Source organism: Xylocopilactobacillus apis (assembly GCF_033095965.1).
GTDB lineage: Bacteria > Bacillota > Bacilli > Lactobacillales > Lactobacillaceae > Xylocopilactobacillus > Xylocopilactobacillus apis.
Map to the genome: position 1 here is coordinate 128,460 of NZ_AP026801.1, position 18,023 is coordinate 146,482.

Here is an 18,023-nt window from a genome sequence, read left to right on the forward strand (position 1 = left end):
TTTACCCATTAGAGATTGAGATAGCGTTTTAACTAAATAAAAAATTTGACGTTCCCGTTACGTCAACGCTTAAGCTAAATTTGTCAGGAGGGAAAATGACTTATTATACAGTTTCAGAACTTGCTAAAATTTCAGGAGTAACAGCGCGAACAATTCGTTATTATGGTGAAATTGGACTTTTAGAACCAGCAGAAATCAGAGAAAACGATTATCGCATTTACACTAATCGTGAAGTTGATCGACTGCAGCAGATTCTTTATTTCCGAAATTTTGGTTTCAAACTCGCTCAAATAAAGGAATTGCTGGAAAAACCTGATTATGATGTTGTTGAGAATTTAAAAATTCAGCAGATTTTTGTACGGGAAGAAGCTAATAAGTTAAAACTCCTGGCAGATAGCATAGACCTTGCAATCAGTTATTATCAAGGAGAAAAAGAAATGAGCGACCCTGAAAAATTTCAGACTTTTAAAGATGAATGGCTTAAACAAAATGAAGAAAAATATGGAGATGAATTACGAGAAAAATATGATGAAGATGAAATTCGCGAATATAACGAAAACTTTAGCCAGATGAGTGAGAGCAAATTTGAGAAATTAAAAAAAGCAGAAGCTCAGCTATTTGAGGATTTAAACCTGCTTTTAAAAAAAGAAAATATAGATTTAGATAGTTCAATTGCTAAAGACGCATTTGAAAGTCACCAAAAGTGGCTGAAGATTATTAATCCTTCGTATACTAAAGAATACCATTGCGAAATGGCAGAAGTGTATCTAGCTGATGAACGGTTTGCTCAATATTATAATAATCGAACCGACAAAGATTCAGTAAAACTGTTAGTTGAAATTATTAGACATTATGCTGAATAAAAATTAAATATTAAGTTTTCCTAATCATACTACATCTAGAAAAAATTAAGTATTATTTATTTTAAAAAAAGGTTAGAATAATTTTGAGGTATATTGATGTACCTCAATCAAGTAAAAATGACCTAATTAACAGATGAGGCATCCTAAGTTGAAAAATAACTTAGGATGCCTTTATTTGTTATTAAATTCTTAATGGATATTTTTTGGTTTTAATAGAAAAAAATACTAATATTTTCATTACATAGATCAAAAAGTATAATATACATATATCTAAAATAATTTTTATTAACAATAAATATAAAATGATTGATTTTTTTAAAATTAATATTTAAACTTTAATTCAAGACGATTTATTTAAGCAAAAATTTATCGTCTTGGGTTAAATGATGGATATAAGTTTTTTCTTTAACATTTAATTACCGATTGATTTAATTTATTTCTTTATAATTATTAGTGAAGATGGGGGTGAACGCTATTCAGAAGTTAACTAATGGGGAAGAAAAGATTATGCGGATCTTTTGGGATTCAAATCAACCTTTATCGGCCCGAGAAGTTGCCCGCTCAAAATCAGGAATTAATCAAAATTTAGTTCAAGCGGTGTTGAGAAAATTAGTGGCAAAAAAATTTGTAAAGGTAAGTGGGATAACTTACAGTCGAACAGTTTTAACTAGACAATATGAGCCAGCAATCTCAGAAGAAGATTATTATTCTTTTGTGGTTTCTAAAAGCACTTTTAAGAAATTGTTTGCTCATTTTGTCTCTCAAGACAGTAGTAAAGAAGAACTGAAAGAAATGACTGAAATGATGGAAAAAAAGCTCAAGGAACTTGATAGTCAAGAGAGGTGAAAATAATTGCGCCTTTCAGTTTCTTCAATTTTGATTTCTTTATCATTAGCTACAGTTTTAATTATTGTTTTACATTTTTTATTAAATGACAAAAGAGTTTATAAGAAATTTAGGATTAGTTTTTTATCAATATTCAGCATCATTATTTCTTTAAGGCTATTTTTCCCTTTTGAATTTATTAATACTCATACAATAGCTTCACGTAATTTATTACCAGCAATTTATTCAGTTGGTAAAATTAACATCTGCTTTGTATATAGTAGTTTTCAGATTAGTGGAATTTTAATTTTTGTCTGGCTTTTAGGAACTTCTGTTATGCTGATAAGGTTGATGGTTAATTTTTTTCAGATTAGGAAGTTTCTAAAACCATTGAAAGATTTGCCACCCGGCTATCTGGCTCCAAATGTTCAAAAAATGATTCCTTCTAAGATAAAAGTCAAATCTATTTCTTCAAAGGAATCACCATTTGCCTGGGGTATTGTTAGACCAATGATTGCAATGCCTTTATATCAATTTGATGAAGTTGATCAGAAGAATATTATCATGCATGAATTGGCACATATCAGTAGCTATGATGCACTAAAGAAGTTTTTTTTAGAAGTATTGGTCTGTTTATATTGGTGGTTTCCTTTAATTTATGTTTTTAAAGATCAGGTTACTTTAATATTGGAAATGAACGTTGACTGTCGGATAGTAAAGGATCTGTCTAAAAAATCATACTTTGATTATATTAGAAGTTTGATTAACATTGCTGAATTTTCATCATGTTCAAAGACAAAAGTCAAGCAGAGGGCATATTTTTCAAATTTTGTTATTGATGAGGGAAGTACTCTTAAAAAAAGAGAAAGTTTTCTTTTAGAAGAATATTCTATTAAGCGGACAAAATGGCCTTTAGTAGTTATTTTAGTTGTGATGCCGTTGTTACTTACATCTATTATTATTGAACCATATACGGTTAATAATAATAAAGTTCAAAACGCCTTCAAAATTGATCCTAATGATACAGATACTTATATTTTAAAGAAAGAAAATAGATACGAATTAATAGTTAAAGGAAAAAAAGTCGGAAGTGTTAGAAATTTAAATAAAATTAAATCTCCGATTATTAAACAATTACCAGTTAAAAGGATTAGAAATTATAATGAATAAAAAGTTAACAGTTTTATTATCAGCAGTTTTAGTGTTACCAATGTTATCAACAACAATGAATAGTTACTCAACTGAGGTTCAAGCAACCGAAATAACTACGAGAAGAGATATCATTGTAATGTATTATAAAATTAAAAAAGGTCGATTGTATCAAAGACCTTACAATGCTTCCAAAGACCGTTGGGAAGGTAAGTGGACATTAGCATAATTATCTGTCATAAGATCTGCACTTTAAGTAATTTACCTTAAGGTGCTTTTTATTTTGTAGCAAAATCTGGATTAGCAGGTCTGATCTTTTCGCCAAAAGTTTTTTTGAGTTCTTCAAAAGAAGCTTGGACTTCTGATGGTATGTCAACATGTGAGATAAAACCTCTTCCTTTTGGACCGTATCCGTATTGGTCATCAGTAAGACGAGGAATTTCACCCATTAGCAGATTTATATAATCGTGAATTGACCACATTCCAGGAATTAAATTGGAATACTTTAATTTCCCATTTTCTGAGATCACATTTGTAAAATAAGCAGCAAAATTGATAATTTGCATATCTGAGTACTTATGTAAACACGCATCCATTCTTCTCTGCATCGTTGCATCTTGGCAAATAATAATATTTTTCCCCTTTATGTCGTGATTTTTCATCAACGATAAAAGATTAGTAATATTGTTACCGCAATTAGTAGATTTACATTCAAGATAATCGGACTTAACTCCGTATCGTTCTTTAATGTATTGATCAAAAATTTCGGCTTCACAGAGCCCGTTCGTTTTAATAGACGGCATAACTTTTTTAACTTGTTGTCTAAGGCTTTCAGTTGTGTGCCCAACGCCACCAACAATGATGTACTTTTTTGCTATTTTATTTTTAATGCTTTTGGCAAATAAGTCACCGCCGCATATGATGCTGCCGCCAAAAAGTACCATGATGTCAGCTTGATTAATGTTGTACTTATTTTGAAGCTCATCGGAGTTTAAGTCCTTAATGTCTCTGATTCCACAAAAATTTCCAAGAATATTGATGTTTTCTTCTGTCTTCATAATTTAATTATAGCTTGATTTTAAATATATTAGCTGATTGCTTCTTTTCTTAAAATTTAAAGACTATAATTTATTTGGAAAGTATAATAGGAGAAAATTATGAAGATCAAAAAAATTGGAATTGGACTTGTGGCAATCTCATTGCTGTCTGTTGTTGGTGTTGTTCAGCCTAATATTCAAAACGTGAAAGCAGCAGATACTAGTGTCACCGATCCAGCAATTGAAAGCTGTGAGGGCGTAGTTTGTGATATTACAAATAAGAGTGTTTATTCATATGATGCTCCTAACGGGAAAAAAGCTGAAAGTTTAGTTTATTGGGAGGTTCATAAAGTTACTTACAAAACGACAGTTAGTGGAAATATATGGTATCAATTGACTAATGGTAAATGGGTTAATGGGAAGGAATTTTTGTTTAGTCCAACGACCTCGATGGCACCTTTAAAAGGTGAAGTCCAAACCTCAGATCTAACAGAAGGAGTTCGCGTTTATAGTAAACCTGATGAAACGGCACCCACTGCTAAATATCTTAAGAAGAATACATATTGGAAGATTTTTGGAATCCAAAATAATTATTATAACGTTGGTAAAGATCAGTGGATTCCAGTATTGGCTACATCAATTTATCCCGCTGAAAGTTTTAGATCAAGGGGCTATGTAAAAGGCAAACCATATTATGGCGTGGACGTATATAATGATCCTAGGGGGGATGTTTCACGGGAAGTTACGCTTTGGAACACGATGGATGTGATTTTTACCCATAAAGCAGTTATTGATGGCGAGATATGGTATCAAATTGAAAAAACGGACTACGGATTCTTTGATAGTGCTTCTGATAATAATCGTTTTAGAAATAAATGGGTTAAGGGCGAGGATATCTCATTTCAGCCGATAATAGAAGCAAGGTCTGAACGGACAAAAATTAATTATCATCCAGGCTACGGAGTCCGAGTGTATAAAACACCAAGTTTTGCTCAGCCAACAAAACAGCTTCTCAAGCATGGAACAATCTGGCATGTTTCCGGATATTCTAATGGATTTTTTAAGCTTGGCAAAAACCAATGGGTGCCTGGATGGTATCTTCAAAGAGTTAAATAGTATATTGATGTTAAAAATCAAAAAACCAGTTAGATCTAAAATGACCTAATTGGTTTTTTCATCGTTCAAGAATTGGTTCATCTGTTCAATTAGTTGACGATCGGAACAATTTTTTGCATTTTGCAGGGTTATATTTATTTCTCCATAACCTAATTTCATGTTAGCTTTAATTCCCTTTCGTTGAATTGACGACAGTTTAGATAAAATGTTATCAGGTTCTTTTAAGTAGACAGAAACAAGTTTTTGATTTACAGACCTTTGTTCTTCAATTTTGTTAACTTCACTCCATGGAATGAGGATGTTTTTGGTTGCGATCGCACTACTGTAATCGTAAAATCAGTCTTTGTTAAGGATCACGAGCTTTTTCCGCCAAAGAGTTGTTTGACAATGAAAAATTCGCCAGCACCAAAAAATGCAACGATGAACAATCCGATCAATACATAGGAAAAACTTTTTTCAATGATTCCAAATATCAGCAAAAATAAACTTACTAGTAACATTAGTAAGCATACAATAGATAAAAAGGTCTGTTTCAGTTTACTTTGATATACAACAAATTCTTTATTCATAATAATTATAGCGCTGTAAAAAATGTAATAAGCCCAAAGATAATTCCGGGGAAATTAGCTAAAGCAATCGGAAGATCTCTTGGCTTTTTCTTTAATCCATATGTCACCCATAAAGTACAATTAATTGCTGCAACAAGAGGTTGAATCGGATTTCCTTTTGAACCTGACAAATTATTCATAATCTGAGGGATATAAGAAACATACATCATCACAGACATTGCGGTTGCAACGATACTAAGATACTTAATAAATTTACTATTTTCCACTTCTTACTCCTGAATAAAATTTGTTTACAAAAAAAGCATCGCTAACACGATGTTTCAATGGCCCCTGTGAGAGTCGAACTCACAACCTACGGTTTCGAAGACCGGTGCTCTATCCAATTGCGCTAAGGAGCCAAAAATCAATATTTATATCATACAACAAGATTGATCATTTTAGTTGGATTCTTTTATTTTTTCTATTAAATCTGGATTGAATTTTCCTTCTTTAAGCATTGCAACTTCACACTTATAAGGTGATTTTCCTTCAATGCTAGGGGTTTCTAAAATTTTAGGAATCGATTCTAACTTTGGGTCGTGGGCAATATTGTTTAGTGCATCAAATCCGATTGTTCCAAATCCGATATTTTCATGGCGGTCTTTATGAGAGCCAACAGGATTTTTTGAGTCGTTTAAATGGAGAACTTTTAAGCGATCTAACCCAATTACTTGGTCGAATTCTTCAAGGACACCATCGAAATTATTTTTGACATCATATCCTGCGTCATTAGTGTGACAGGTATCAAAAGTTACCGATAATTTATCATTTAAAGTAACGTGTTCAATGATGTAGGCAAGCTGCTCAAAAGTTGTTCCGATCTCGCTGCCTTTTCCAGCCATTGTTTCAATTGCAATCTGAATTTTTTGTTCTTTAGTAATTACTTCATTGAGCCCTTTAATTAGGCTTTCAATTCCAACATCAACGCCAGCTCCGACATGGGCTCCCGGATGAAGAACGATTTGAGTGGCACCAAGAGCTTCTGATCGTTTTACTTCTTCTTTTAAAAATTCAACGCCAAAATCAAAAACGTTTTTCTTAACAGAATTAGCGAGATTAATAACGTAAGGAGCATGGACAACCATTTTAGAAAGTCCGTGCTCTTTCATCATCTCTTTGCCTTCTTCAATTTTTGGCAGATCAAGAGGGGAACGCCGAGTATTTTGCGGAGCTCCTGTATAAATCATGAGAGTTGTTTCTTTGTCATTAATCGCACCTTCGACTGATGATACCAGCATATTACTGCCAGAAAATGGCTGAACTGAACCGATTAGCATTTTAAATGAACCTTTCTTTCTGAGATTTCCTCAAAGTCAGAGTTTTAGATATAATATCTATAATAGAATATAATTAAGAAAATAAAAACTTTTAATCAATTTATAATATAAGGATAAAATGGCAAAACAAAATATAACACCTTGGGATGAAGCAGCGCGTCAAGGACTTAAAGAATTGCAAGATCTAGAGAATAAAGAACAAGCACATGATGAGCTTCCTAATGTTCATGATTTAAAATTACCAATGCTGCCTTTGAGTGAACAGCTGACCATTGCGCAAAAGATCCGTAAACATTATGAAGATCAGAATTATCGAACTTTAATTAAAATTTATACCCCCCAAGCTCGGTTTATTTATCTTGATTTGTTTGGCGGTCAAGAGCTCGATCATCCCGTGTATAGTGACACAGGCGAATTTGTTTTACCAGCATCAGATGGACAGCAAATTTTGGCAATTCAAAACTTAATCTATTATCACAAGCTTGATCCTGAAAAAGAAACAAAAATTGCTTTTCAGTTGACTTGGGATCATGATTTGGCCAAAAATAATCCTCAAAAGTTACATCAGAATTTTTATGAAAAATAATTAATGAAGTTAGTTGCTTTAAAAGAACTAATTGCAGCTGTGAATTAGTTCTTTTTTATTAATTGGGAAAGCCAAATGAAATTTAAAAATATTAAAATTTTTGCGTTTATTGCGCTAGGAATTATGATTGGTGGAGGCTTTAGCTATGTTTACTATGTTAAACGAGTTCGTCCTCGTCATTTAATAGCCCAACAACAGCAAGTTTACACTGTTCGTAAGCAAGATCAACAAAAAATTGATCATCTGCAGGAGGTCAATCATCAATTAGCAATGAGAGGACTGTTGGAGGATGAAAATAAAGAAGTTATTGATCGCTTGTCACCGTCTAAGAGTCAATCCATTGATAAGCTGATGGATAAAAATTACTATATTGGTTCGGCCTTGCTTTTTAAGGATGGACAAATTGTTTATAAAAAGGGATTTGGGTATTCAGATTATCAAACCAAAAAGAAAAACACGTCAAATTCCCTTTATCAGTGGGCATCACTTCAAAAGTCGATCACTGCTGTTCTAATCATGAAATCAGTTGAAGAGGGGAACCTTAAATTAACAGACCACTTAAGTAAATTTTATCCCACAGTTCCTGGGAGCCAAAAGATTACAATCCGCCAAATGTTAAATATGACTTCTGGTTTATCTGTTAAAGACGGTAAACCAATCATTCCGGCTAAGGACGTCATTAAAGATAATATTTCGCGAACAACTTTTGATCAAAAAAAGTGGAATCATGCCATGTATTCGCCTGTTAACTATGTATTAATGGCAGGAATTTTAGAAAAGGTGAATGACACAAATTATTATCAGTTAATTCAAGATAAGATTTTTAAACCGCTAAAGCTTAAAAATGTTGGATTTACTTCAGCTGTTGATTGGAAGCCGATTCAGATGTTTAGTTATCAAACTCCGACACCTAAGACTGCACCCTATTTAAAGACGATTCCGACCAATCCGCTTACTTACACTAAAGAATTAGGAACAGGGAATGTTTATTCAACAGCTCAAACGCTTTTAGAAACGCAATTATCTATTGTTGCTGGAAAAATCATTTCTAAAGATGACCTGAGGACTTTACGCAATACTACAGGGGGCTATTATGCAGGCGGTGTGTATAACTACGACGATCATTTTTATTCTCACGGCTTAATTGCCGGATATGAAACTAGTATGTACATCACAAATGATGGTACTAACGCAATAATTTTAATGAGCAACCGCAGTATTCCGTATCCAGATTTGAAGAAATCATATTCCTTTATTAGTTCACTTTACAACCAAATGATGAAATAATATTAAAGACTTTTTGTTGAGAAGGATATATGATATAGGCAGGAGGCAATTTTATGGACGAAAAAGTATATAAGGAATATTTTTATGACGCAACGGGGTTTGATACGCAAGATGGTGGTTACAAAGAGCTTGAAACGCCGGATGTAGAGCCAAACCCAATTGATATTCTAAATTTGTTGAAGCCTGATCAAGAAACGGATACAGATATCTACTATACAGTTTGTGCACAGACTGGCGAAACCCAAATTTTACCTGGAGAAAAAACCAAAACATGGGGTTATAATAATTCGATTTTAGGTAAAACAATCGTGTTTCCTGTGGGGAAACATATCCATGTGACTTTGCAGAATCGTCTGCCAGAAGTTACAACTTTTCATTGGCATGGTTTAAATGTATCTGGACCTTATGTTGATGGGGGCTGTCATGCACCTGTTTATCCAGGAGAAGATAAGCAAATTGATTTTACTTTAAATCAACCGGCAGCTACTAATTGGCTTCATGCTCACCCTTGTCCAGCCACAGCTGAGCAAGTTTATAACGGTTTAGCAACAATGGTAATTGTGACTGATGAACATGAAGCGAGTTTGAACTTGCCTCGTACTTATGGAGTAGATGATATCCCAGTGGTTTTGCAGGATCGGACATTTCATGAACATAATCAGCTTGATTATCGCGCAGACTATGATCCTGATGGGGTTTTAGGTGTTACTCCGTTGATTAATGGAACGGTCAATGCTTATTTTGACGTTACAGCACCTAAAATTAGATTGCGTCTATTAAATGGAGCAAACCGGCGCGAATGGCGCTTACATTTTGATGATGATCTTGAATTCGATCAGATTTCAGGCGATGGTAGTTTACTGCCGCATCCAGTTCATTTTACAAAACTGATGTTATCATGTGCTGAAAGAGCTGATATTGTGGTCGATTTTAGTAAATATCAAGCTGGTGATGAAGTTATTTTATACTCTGACGACACTCCGATTTTAACATTTAGAATTAAAGAATTTACTAATGATCGACATACAGAAGTGCCGGAAAACTTAATTGATATCAAGGCACCAGAAGTTGATCCCGAAACGCCAGTTCGTAAAGTTTCAATGTCTGGCATGGATGAAGCAGTCATGATGGATCATAAAAAGTTTAAAATGGATCGAATTGATGCTGAACAGCCAGTAGGTCTTGCTCAATACTGGGATGTGACGAATACAAATGGTCGTAAAGGCGGAATGATTCATCCGTTCCATTGTCACGGAATGAGTTTTTTGGTGATTTCTCGTAATGGGCATGAGCCATATGCTAATGAATATGGTTATAAAGATACTGTTGCAGTTAATCCAAGTGAGACGGTTCGCATTCTGGTTCGTTTTGATCTAGCAGGACTTTACATGTATCACTGCCATATTTTAGAGCATGAAGATGGCGGCATGATGGCACAAATTGAAACTTACGTTCCGGGTGAACCACGCAAGCATTATGAACTGATGACCATGGATAAATTGATGAAGGCATTTTCTGAAGAGAGAGGAATTCCGGAAGATGAACTTTGGCTTCCTGGGATGGATTCGTATCATAAGATGCACATGGAAATGTAACAAAAAAGACAAAATTTCTTTTGCCTTTAGTCTGAGAAGTATTTAATGAATACTTCTTTTTTTTGAAAATAAGTTCTTAGTAAACTTAAGCGGAAATTAATTCGATGCTTAATTCAAATCCTAATCCTTTAGCGTATCTATTTAAAGTTTTTAAAGTTGGCAGTGAATCTAGTGCTTCTAATTTTGCTAATTGCGGTTGAGGCATTCCGATTCTTTTTGACAGCTCTTTTTGTGAGATACCTTTTTTGATTCGTTCAGAATATAATTCTGCCATCGTATCGATAATAAATTTTTCGTCTTCTTGAATTGAAGAAAAACTGGATTCTAGTTCTGTTAATTTCACTTTTTTTCACCTTTCCAGTTTTTTAAAACCTTAATCATGATTCCAGCGAACTAAAGTCATGATTATACATATTTTGAAATGAAAATACATCATTTTCATAGATAAATTTGAGTACGCAGCAGTTTTCATAAGGTAAGTAATTGCTGTTGGCTTCGTACTTACGCCAAGCGCGGGCAAAACTTCTAATCGCACCGCCATGAGAAACAATCAGAATATTAGATGAATGATCCTGAGTTACAATATCTTTAATAGTAGTGCTCATTCTTTTTTGAACGTCAAGGTCGCTTTCACCGCCGAAAAGCGGAAAGAAATTCGCATCATTATTAAAAGGGTAAAGATAATCTGATTCAGCTTCAAAAACGCCATAGTTCCATTCTTTTAACCCTTTTAAGCGTTTGTATGGCAGATCGGTTATTTGCAAAAGTGTGTCTTCAGTTCTTTCCAAAGTTGAACAGTACGCACTTTCAAGTTTGATTTGATTTTCAGGAAAATATTGACTGGCAATTTTCGCCTGATTAACTCCTTTTTCAGTTAAAGGTGAATCTGACCAACCTTGAATTCGGTGTTGAGAATTAAATAAAGTTTGTCCATGACGCATTAAATAAATAGTTTGGGACATAAAAATTGTTTTCCTCTTTCTACGTTATTAATAATAAGATAACATAATATATAGAATAAATTCGGGGTAAAAATGGATCAAATTATTAAAAGTCTTCAAGATCATTGGCAGCAAAACCGCACGCAAGATTTAGAAAAATTTGCATTACAGCCAAGACCAGCGGGAGCTCGCATTGAAACAGATTATAAATATGTCGCTCATGGTGATAATGAGCAAACTTTAAATTTATATTTTCCTGAAAGTGCGATGCCCAAAAAACTACCAACAATTATTGATATTCATGGTGGCGGATGGATGTATGGCGATCGTAACTTGAATAACAATTATTGCTTGTATCTAGCATCTCTTGGATATGCAGTAATGGCGATGAGTTATCGACTTTTTCCAAAAGTCGGAATTAAAAGTATGGTGCAGGATATTTTTTCGAGTTTACATTGGTTAGAAGATTATCGCTCGGATGAGTTTGACCTCAGCAAAGTTTTATTAACAGGCGATTCAGCAGGGGGACATCTTGCTGCTTTAGTAATGGAGATTCAATCAAATGAAAAATTACAGCAGATTTATGGAGTGAAACCTGTTAATTTTTCGTTTTCTTTGGTTGCTATTACTTGTGGGGTAGTTGAACCAGATCAGCTTAAGTCAGTAAAAGATTCATTGATGGCACAAGCTAAAGATGTTTATCATCAACTTTTCATTAAGGAAGGAAATATCCCATTTAACTTTTCAGAAGTTATTAGTGATGGCACAAAAATGCCAGAAGTAATGGTGATAGGTGGTGGTCAAGATCGTTTTATCAGCCAAACCGAGTTATTAATAAAACTTCTCAAAGATCATAATTATCGTTTTACTGCCAATTTAATTGAATTTGATGAAGGACCGCATTTAGGTCATGTCTTTAATGTTAGTAATTGGGAATGGCCCGAAAGTATCAGAGTGAATCAAAAAATGATAGAACAGTTTATTAAGGAATAGCTAATTGAAAATTAGAAATTATCGTAATGATGATGCAGATTTTTTAAAAGAAATGCTGTTGACAGCAATTTATAATCCGGATGAAACAACTGATCCCAAGGTTTTATTAGAACCAGAACTAAAGGTATATTATCAGGATTTTGGCACCGGAGTTTATGATTACGGACAAGTAATGACCACTAACAGCGGTGCTCGCATTGGGATGATTTGGTGCCGCTTAATTCATGGATATGGCTTCTTTAGATCAGATATTCCTGAACTTGCGATTGCAATTAAAGAAGAATATCATGGACACGGCTATGGGACTATATTACTGGAAAATTTTCTAAAATTAGCTAAAGATCATAATTTTACAGGTTTATCATTAAGTGTTGATGAACGAAATAAACCAGCGCTTTCGATTTATGAAAAAGCAGGATTTCAAAAGGTTAGTCAACATCAAGATACGTTAATAATGAGTTTATTATTTTAATTAAGGAAATTATTTAAAAAAGTAACTATAATAGGAACGGAGAATTTTTAATTTGGTTAAACAAGATTTAACGCTTGAAGATTTTGAACAAAATTATGACCATCAATAAAACTTAGGAGGTACGGAGTCATTACTACTGAACCATTATTTTTAGAACCTTATTTTCAGCCCAAAATTTGGGGTGGACGAAAGTTAGAGACAGTTTTCGATTACCAGATTCCAGATGGAAAGATTGGGGAATGCTGGGCAATTTCAGCGCATCCCCATGGACCTAGCCGCATCAAAAATGGCCCATTAGCAGGAATGGAGTTAAACGAGGCTTATAAGTCCCAGCCTGAATATTTCGGTAATCCGACGCAAGAAGTATTTCCGCTTCTTACTAAAATTTTAGACGCTGATGCTTCGCTTTCAGTTCAAGTTCATCCGGATGACGCCTATGCTGAAGAACACGAACATGAGTTAGGAAAAACTGAATGCTGGTACGTAATTCAAGCTGATCCTGATTCTTATCTGATTTACGGACATCACGCAAAAACTAGAGCAGAACTAGCAGAGATGATTGATTCAGGTGAGTGGGACCATTTATTGCGTAAATATCCAGTTAAAACGGGCGATTTTATTTATGTTCCAAGTGGCACGATCCATGCTCTTAATAAGGGAATAATGGTTTTAGAAACCCAGCAGTCTAGTGACACAACTTACCGTTTATATGACTATGACCGAGTTGATGAGAAAACAGGTCAAAAACGAGACTTGCATCTGCAGCAATCTATTGATGTAACGACTGTACCTAGTACCGATCCAAAGTTAGAGATCAAAACTGAACAAAAAGGTGCTTCAACTTTTACTAGTTATATTGAACCACCAGTTTCGCCATTCTTTAGCGTATGGCAATGGCGGATTAAAGATGAACAAGAAATTACCCACCAAAATGCTCCTTATACCTTAGTATCAGTAATTGACGGCAAAGGAACATTGAAGGCTGATGGGAAAGAATACTCAATTAGTAAAAGTGATCATTTTATTATTCCTGCACAAATTAAGTCATGGAAACTAGATGGTGATTTACAAATCATTGCTTCTGAGCCTAACTGAGACTTTGAACATATTTTAGAATATAATAAAACTTTACTGGCAAATTTAAAGCTTGATCAGTTAACTTTAACAACATTGTAAGGTGAATTTTCTATGAAAGTATTTCGGCGGATTTGCTTAGTTATTCTCTTATTAGTTGTTGGAACTGTAATCGGTCTGGGTGGTAGTTATTTATACTATCAACGAGTCATTCAGCCCCAAGAACATGAGCGTTATGAGAAAAAGCTCAAAGATTTACAAGATCAATATGAGAAAGAACTAAAAAAAGCCCAAGCGGCTAAAAAAATGAGGGAGAAGATGGGCACGAGCAGTGTCGATCTTCTTTCTGCCAATCAGGAAGCTGTTATTGAAAATTTTTTAAAAAGCAATCATTTTATCGGGACTGTTCTTCTGTATAAGAATGATCGGATTATCTTTCAAAGAGGGTATGGGTATGCCGATTATCAAGCAAAGAAGTGGAATAATCCCGATTCGCTTTATCAGTGGGCTTCATTACAAAAGTCACTGACGGCAGTTTTAATAATGAAATGTGCTGAAGAGGGTAAGCTAAGGCTAGATGATCCTTTAAGCAAGTATTATCCTTCGATTCTGGGCAGTTCGTCAATTACTTTAAGGCAAATGTTAGATATGAAGTCGGGGCTAAAATTAAAGAGACCACTATCAACTAAAGATAATCAAGATATACTTACCTTTGATATTGAGAATGCTTTTGTGGATCCAGATAAGATTGGAAATTCAGAATACCAATCCGTAAATTATGTATTATTAGCAGGGATTCTTCAAAAAGTTAATCAGGAGAATTATTATGAGTATTTAAAAGATAAGATTTTTACCCCGCTTCATGTTAAGCATTTTGGTTTTAACACATTATCCCCTAATAGCAAAATGAATAAGATGGTAAGCTACCGTAGTCCACTCAACGATCTTGATTCTTACGCAAATCCAGTTACAATTTCACCAGATTCGTTTATTAAAGAATTAGGAACGGGTAATATCTATTCCACCGCTCAGACACTTTTAGAAACTCAGTTAGGAATTCTTCAAGGAAAAATTATTTCAAAAGATGATTTAAACGCTTTAAGAGATTCAGCTGATGGCTATTATGGCGGCGGAGTTTATAATTTTAGCGATCACTTTTTTGCGCATGGGCTGATCGTAGGGTACGAAAGCGAAATGTATATCACAAATGATGGACATAATGCAGTAATTGCGATGAGTAATCGAAGTTTCCCCGCTCCGTCGTTTACAAAGGCATATAATTTTACGACAGATCTTTATCAGAAAATGATGGAAGACTTTCCTACTGAATAGTTTTGAAGAGTTCGGGCATCGGATTTTGTAATAAATTTTTGGCATAATCCAGATCAGTCAGCCAAGGCTTGATCTGGTTTTTTTGTAGAATTAAAGGCATGCGGTCATGAATTTCTGAGACTGAAGAATTGGGAGCAGTTGTCAGAATAATACTTTGAGGAGTCTGATCAAAATAATCATAGAATCCTGCAATATAAAGAGCTTGAGGATTGCTAGAATAATTGAACCAATATTTTTGATGCTCAGCACTCCATTCAAAGAAGCCAGTGGTTGGGAAAACACAGCGATTTTTCTGAAAAGCGCTGGCGAACATTTTCTTTTCAAGTACTGTTTCGCTGCGGGCATTAATGATTAACTGATTTGGCTTAAATCCGGGAAATCCCCATTTCGTCGTGACAACTTCAATTTGATTACTTTTACTAATCACAGTTGCGGGACTAGTTCCTGGAGTTACGACACTAATGTCCGGACGATAACCGTTCTTTTGGGCTAATTCATAGATTCGATCGATTTCTTTAACTTGATTGAGTTCAAAAGTATATCTGCCACACATCGGTTATCTCCGTTTTTTATGTTAATAATACACCTTAATTAAGATATTTCTCATTAATGGTAGAAAACTAATCTATAATAATGTAAGTAGATTAAATCCGTAGAGAAGGACATTTTTATGAAAAATTATACCGACAAAAGCAAGACAAAACTTATACCAAATAATAAAAAATGTTAATATTCAAAAAAAACCGATATCGATCATTCCAGCAAACGGCAATCAAAATGAAGCAGTAGTCGTTATTAGCAAAAAGGATTGGGATTCGATTGTCGAAACTATATACTTAGAAGGTACTGGGACTTTAGCAAAAGTCTCTCAAAGAATGGATGATGATAGTGGATTTTCCGATTTTGACGATGTTGATTGGGATAAATAGTTATGTGGTTAAAATAAAAACCAATCTTAAAAATAGTTTTATGGAAGTAGTAGAAACTTTAAAAGAGAATCTATTTAAGGCAACACAATCATTTGAAAAACTTCAGCCGGTAAGTAAGTGCTATATTCTAGAAGAATTAATGGTCAGCAGTTGATGAAGTTAATCAAATTGTTTATATGGAGTCATTATGAATAGTGGAAGTTTTACAAAGAAAGTAAAAACAAGAATTAAAAGTAAACAAAATCATATTCATCAAAATCCGTTTGAAGGGGATTGGTTTAATGAGGATTTAAACCAGATAGATGTAACAGACGGAGAGGAAATGTTAGATAGTGAGTGGAGTTTGTAGGCTTTCAATTGGAAACTTGGTAACCTAGTCAGTAATATTAAATATATAAAATTAAGCAGCTAACAGCAGATAAAATGCAGTTAGCTGTTTTTTCTGAACAAAGATTATTAATATTTTTATAAAAAATAATTAATAAAATTAAAATAATCCGAATAATTATTGCTTGTTTATGCTAAATAAATTAATGTAACAATACAACCGGTTACATAATGAGGTATAACTATGAAAATCACAAAAAAGATTTTAATATTTTCGTCACCAATTTTAATATTAATTGCTGTTTACTTAGTTATGGAAGGTGTGAGGATGATTCAATATAAAACAGCTGAAGCAAAAGCATACCAAGAATTAAGTACTTTGGTGCCCCGGTCTAAGCAAATTAAAGTCGATGTTCGTTATAGTCAAGCAGTTGGTCTAGAACTATTTCCGAATTTCTATGAGTTTGAAGTCACTACGAAAGAAGATTATAACCATTGGAAAAAGATCGTTTTAAAGAGAAGGAAATTTTTAGGTAGTGATGATTTCGAAACTTCTAAGGAGAAAGTTAATGATGTAAAATATTGTGAAATAACTTATAAAACGAATCAAACTATTAAAAAGGGAAAGCCAGATGACGATATTTTAATGGTTTATGGTGATGATGGATTTTTAACCCACCCAGTTCAAGAACCGACCCACGATAATCGACGTCACTTTAAAACGTGGAATATTGCATTAAAACATATGTATGATAATTTTGCTTATGTTCCTAGCAATCAAGAGTTAGTGAAAAAATGGAAGTTTCCAGCCCAAAATGTCAAAGAAATGAATAGTTATCGCCAATCGCTTAATAAATAAAAAAGAATTCGTGAGAATTCTTTTTTGTGGAAATTATCATTTAAGAGAGGCAACGGTGCTGCCTGTTCCAAAAACGCTCTCCCAATCGCCAGTGAAATCATGGACTGCTTGAGCAATAGCTGGCATGCCAAGTGCTGATTCTAAAATGTCAGGCCCCATGGTTGCGGCTTGGGCTCCATTTTCAAAAGCTTCCGTAACTTGATTAACATTATGAAAACTAGCAGCCAAAATTTTGGTTTTTGAATTATTTTCAGCAATCATATTAGCAAAATTTGCGATTGCATCAGGAGCATCAATATTCATGTTTTGCATCCGGTTATAATATGGAGCAATGTAGTCAGCACCAGCAGCAATAGCGAGGTAACCTTGAAATTTGGTATAAATAGCAGTTGCAGTTACATTAACATTTTTGGCTTTTAACTTTTTAATTACTTTAAGACCATCTTCACTGGTTGGGACTTTAATGTAAGTATCTGGACCGATTTGATCTAAAACGGTATTAGCATCATCAAGCATTTCTTCAACACTATGACCAACAACTTGAACATGTAAAGTTGCGTTATGCGGCAATAATTCGCGAATTTGTTTCATATGATTGAAGAAGTCGACTTTTCCCTCCTTTTTAACAATTGTTGGATTAGATGTAACTCCTGCTAAGGGAATACTTTGGGCAAAACGTTCAATATCCGCAAGATGAATTGTATCTAAGAGAAATTCCATGATATACCTTCCTTATCTATTATTAAATTAGTT

24 protein-coding genes and 1 tRNA gene are annotated in these 18,023 nt (G+C 34.0%); 16 read left to right on the plus strand and 9 right to left on the minus strand.

Annotated elements, in window-relative coordinates:
* The first annotated feature begins 95 nt into the window (after window positions 1-95).
* From R8749_RS00425 to R8749_RS00440, 4 genes are all read left to right on the plus strand, one after another.
* Window positions 96-863, plus strand: a complete 768-nt coding sequence (locus R8749_RS00425; RefSeq protein ID WP_317696910.1) for a MerR family transcriptional regulator — start codon at window positions 96-98, stop codon at window positions 861-863.
* Between the two features lie 465 nt (window positions 864-1,328).
* The gene (locus tag R8749_RS00430; protein WP_317696912.1) at window positions 1,329-1,709 is read left to right on the plus strand and encodes a BlaI/MecI/CopY family transcriptional regulator; all 381 of its coding nucleotides are present in this window, start codon (window positions 1,329-1,331) and stop codon (window positions 1,707-1,709) included.
* A gap of 6 nt (window positions 1,710-1,715) precedes the next feature.
* Complete coding sequence (locus tag R8749_RS00435) at window positions 1,716-2,858, plus strand: M56 family metallopeptidase (protein WP_317696914.1); 1,143 nt, start codon at window positions 1,716-1,718, stop codon at window positions 2,856-2,858.
* Complete coding sequence (locus R8749_RS00440; RefSeq protein WP_317696916.1) at window positions 2,851-3,066, plus strand: hypothetical protein; 216 nt, start codon at window positions 2,851-2,853, stop codon at window positions 3,064-3,066. The genes R8749_RS00435 and R8749_RS00440 overlap by 8 nt, the downstream gene beginning before the upstream one ends.
* A gap of 49 nt (window positions 3,067-3,115) precedes the next feature.
* Here the strand turns inward: R8749_RS00440 and R8749_RS00445 are convergent, their stop codons facing one another.
* Window positions 3,116-3,895, minus strand: coding sequence for an ElyC/SanA/YdcF family protein (locus R8749_RS00445; protein WP_317696918.1), 780 nt, complete (start codon window positions 3,893-3,895; stop codon window positions 3,116-3,118).
* Between the two features lie 99 nt (window positions 3,896-3,994).
* Here R8749_RS00445 and R8749_RS00450 point away from each other — a divergent pair, with 99 nt between their 5' ends.
* The gene (locus R8749_RS00450) at window positions 3,995-4,990 is read left to right on the plus strand and encodes a hypothetical protein (RefSeq protein WP_317696920.1); all 996 of its coding nucleotides are present in this window, start codon (window positions 3,995-3,997) and stop codon (window positions 4,988-4,990) included.
* Between the two features lie 45 nt (window positions 4,991-5,035).
* Here R8749_RS00450 and R8749_RS10770 read toward each other — a convergent pair whose 3' ends face one another.
* The 4 genes from R8749_RS10770 to R8749_RS00465 all read right to left on the minus strand — a co-directional run bounded on the left by R8749_RS10770 (window position 5,036) and on the right by R8749_RS00465 (window position 6,875).
* The gene (locus tag R8749_RS10770) at window positions 5,036-5,305 is read right to left on the minus strand and encodes an STM3941 family protein (RefSeq protein WP_425613234.1); all 270 of its coding nucleotides are present in this window, start codon (window positions 5,303-5,305) and stop codon (window positions 5,036-5,038) included.
* Window positions 5,306-5,564: 259 nt separating this feature from the next.
* Complete coding sequence (locus R8749_RS00455; protein WP_317696922.1) at window positions 5,565-5,825, minus strand: SemiSWEET family transporter; 261 nt, start codon at window positions 5,823-5,825, stop codon at window positions 5,565-5,567.
* 58 nt (window positions 5,826-5,883) lie between these two features.
* A tRNA-Arg gene (locus tag R8749_RS00460) sits at window positions 5,884-5,957 on the minus strand.
* A 39-nt stretch (window positions 5,958-5,996) separates the two neighbouring features.
* A complete protein-coding gene (locus tag R8749_RS00465) occupies window positions 5,997-6,875 on the minus strand; it encodes a deoxyribonuclease IV (protein WP_317696925.1) in 879 nt (292 codons plus the stop codon).
* A 118-nt stretch (window positions 6,876-6,993) separates the two neighbouring features.
* On the opposite strand from R8749_RS00465, the gene R8749_RS00470 reads away from it, so the two are divergent.
* The 3 genes from R8749_RS00470 to R8749_RS00480 all read left to right on the plus strand — a co-directional run bounded on the left by R8749_RS00470 (window position 6,994) and on the right by R8749_RS00480 (window position 10,343).
* Window positions 6,994-7,461: a hypothetical protein gene (locus tag R8749_RS00470; RefSeq protein ID WP_317696927.1), complete on the plus strand. Its 468-nt coding sequence runs from the start codon at window positions 6,994-6,996 to the stop codon at window positions 7,459-7,461.
* A gap of 75 nt (window positions 7,462-7,536) precedes the next feature.
* Window positions 7,537-8,748, plus strand: a complete 1,212-nt coding sequence (locus R8749_RS00475; protein ID WP_317696930.1) for a serine hydrolase domain-containing protein — start codon at window positions 7,537-7,539, stop codon at window positions 8,746-8,748.
* A gap of 53 nt (window positions 8,749-8,801) precedes the next feature.
* Window positions 8,802-10,343: a multicopper oxidase family protein gene (locus tag R8749_RS00480; RefSeq protein WP_317696932.1), complete on the plus strand. Its 1,542-nt coding sequence runs from the start codon at window positions 8,802-8,804 to the stop codon at window positions 10,341-10,343.
* Between the two features lie 85 nt (window positions 10,344-10,428).
* Here R8749_RS00480 and R8749_RS00485 read toward each other — a convergent pair whose 3' ends face one another.
* Together R8749_RS00485 and R8749_RS00490 are read right to left on the minus strand one after the other, a co-directional pair.
* Complete coding sequence (locus R8749_RS00485; protein WP_317696935.1) at window positions 10,429-10,686, minus strand: helix-turn-helix domain-containing protein; 258 nt, start codon at window positions 10,684-10,686, stop codon at window positions 10,429-10,431.
* Window positions 10,687-10,720: 34 nt separating this feature from the next.
* The gene (locus R8749_RS00490; protein ID WP_317696937.1) at window positions 10,721-11,305 is read right to left on the minus strand and encodes a histidine phosphatase family protein; all 585 of its coding nucleotides are present in this window, start codon (window positions 11,303-11,305) and stop codon (window positions 10,721-10,723) included.
* 72 nt (window positions 11,306-11,377) lie between these two features.
* Here R8749_RS00490 and R8749_RS00495 point away from each other — a divergent pair, with 72 nt between their 5' ends.
* The 4 genes from R8749_RS00495 (at window position 11,378) to R8749_RS00510 (ending at window position 15,155) form a co-directional block, all read left to right on the plus strand.
* A complete protein-coding gene (locus R8749_RS00495) occupies window positions 11,378-12,277 on the plus strand; it encodes an alpha/beta hydrolase (protein WP_317696939.1) in 900 nt (299 codons plus the stop codon).
* A gap of 4 nt (window positions 12,278-12,281) precedes the next feature.
* Complete coding sequence (locus R8749_RS00500) at window positions 12,282-12,749, plus strand: GNAT family N-acetyltransferase (protein ID WP_317696941.1); 468 nt, start codon at window positions 12,282-12,284, stop codon at window positions 12,747-12,749.
* Between the two features lie 129 nt (window positions 12,750-12,878).
* Entirely contained in the window at window positions 12,879-13,844 is a 966-nt protein-coding gene (gene manA, locus R8749_RS00505) for a mannose-6-phosphate isomerase, class I (protein ID WP_317698566.1), read from the plus strand.
* Window positions 13,845-13,937: 93 nt separating this feature from the next.
* Window positions 13,938-15,155: a serine hydrolase gene (locus tag R8749_RS00510; protein WP_317696943.1), complete on the plus strand. Its 1,218-nt coding sequence runs from the start codon at window positions 13,938-13,940 to the stop codon at window positions 15,153-15,155.
* On the opposite strand, the gene R8749_RS00515 is transcribed toward R8749_RS00510, so the two are convergent.
* The gene (locus R8749_RS00515) at window positions 15,145-15,708 is read right to left on the minus strand and encodes an SOS response-associated peptidase family protein (RefSeq protein WP_317696945.1); all 564 of its coding nucleotides are present in this window, start codon (window positions 15,706-15,708) and stop codon (window positions 15,145-15,147) included. The genes R8749_RS00510 and R8749_RS00515 overlap by 11 nt on opposite strands.
* Window positions 15,709-15,901: 193 nt before the next feature.
* Between R8749_RS00515 and R8749_RS00520 the strand changes: the two genes are divergently transcribed.
* From R8749_RS00520 to R8749_RS00535, 4 genes are all read left to right on the plus strand, one after another.
* Window positions 15,902-16,084, plus strand: coding sequence for a hypothetical protein (locus R8749_RS00520; RefSeq protein WP_425613235.1), 183 nt, complete (start codon window positions 15,902-15,904; stop codon window positions 16,082-16,084).
* Window positions 16,044-16,238, plus strand: coding sequence for a hypothetical protein (locus R8749_RS00525; RefSeq protein ID WP_317696947.1), 195 nt, complete (start codon window positions 16,044-16,046; stop codon window positions 16,236-16,238). The genes R8749_RS00520 and R8749_RS00525 overlap by 41 nt, the downstream gene beginning before the upstream one ends.
* Before the next feature lie 33 nt (window positions 16,239-16,271).
* Window positions 16,272-16,433, plus strand: coding sequence for a hypothetical protein (locus R8749_RS00530; RefSeq protein ID WP_317696951.1), 162 nt, complete (start codon window positions 16,272-16,274; stop codon window positions 16,431-16,433).
* Window positions 16,434-16,655: 222 nt separating this feature from the next.
* Window positions 16,656-17,270: a hypothetical protein gene (locus tag R8749_RS00535; RefSeq protein WP_317696953.1), complete on the plus strand. Its 615-nt coding sequence runs from the start codon at window positions 16,656-16,658 to the stop codon at window positions 17,268-17,270.
* A 36-nt stretch (window positions 17,271-17,306) separates the two neighbouring features.
* On the opposite strand, the gene R8749_RS00540 is transcribed toward R8749_RS00535, so the two are convergent.
* Window positions 17,307-17,990, minus strand: coding sequence for a fructose-6-phosphate aldolase (locus R8749_RS00540; RefSeq protein ID WP_317696956.1), 684 nt, complete (start codon window positions 17,988-17,990; stop codon window positions 17,307-17,309).
* Window positions 17,991-18,023 lie beyond the last annotated feature (33 nt).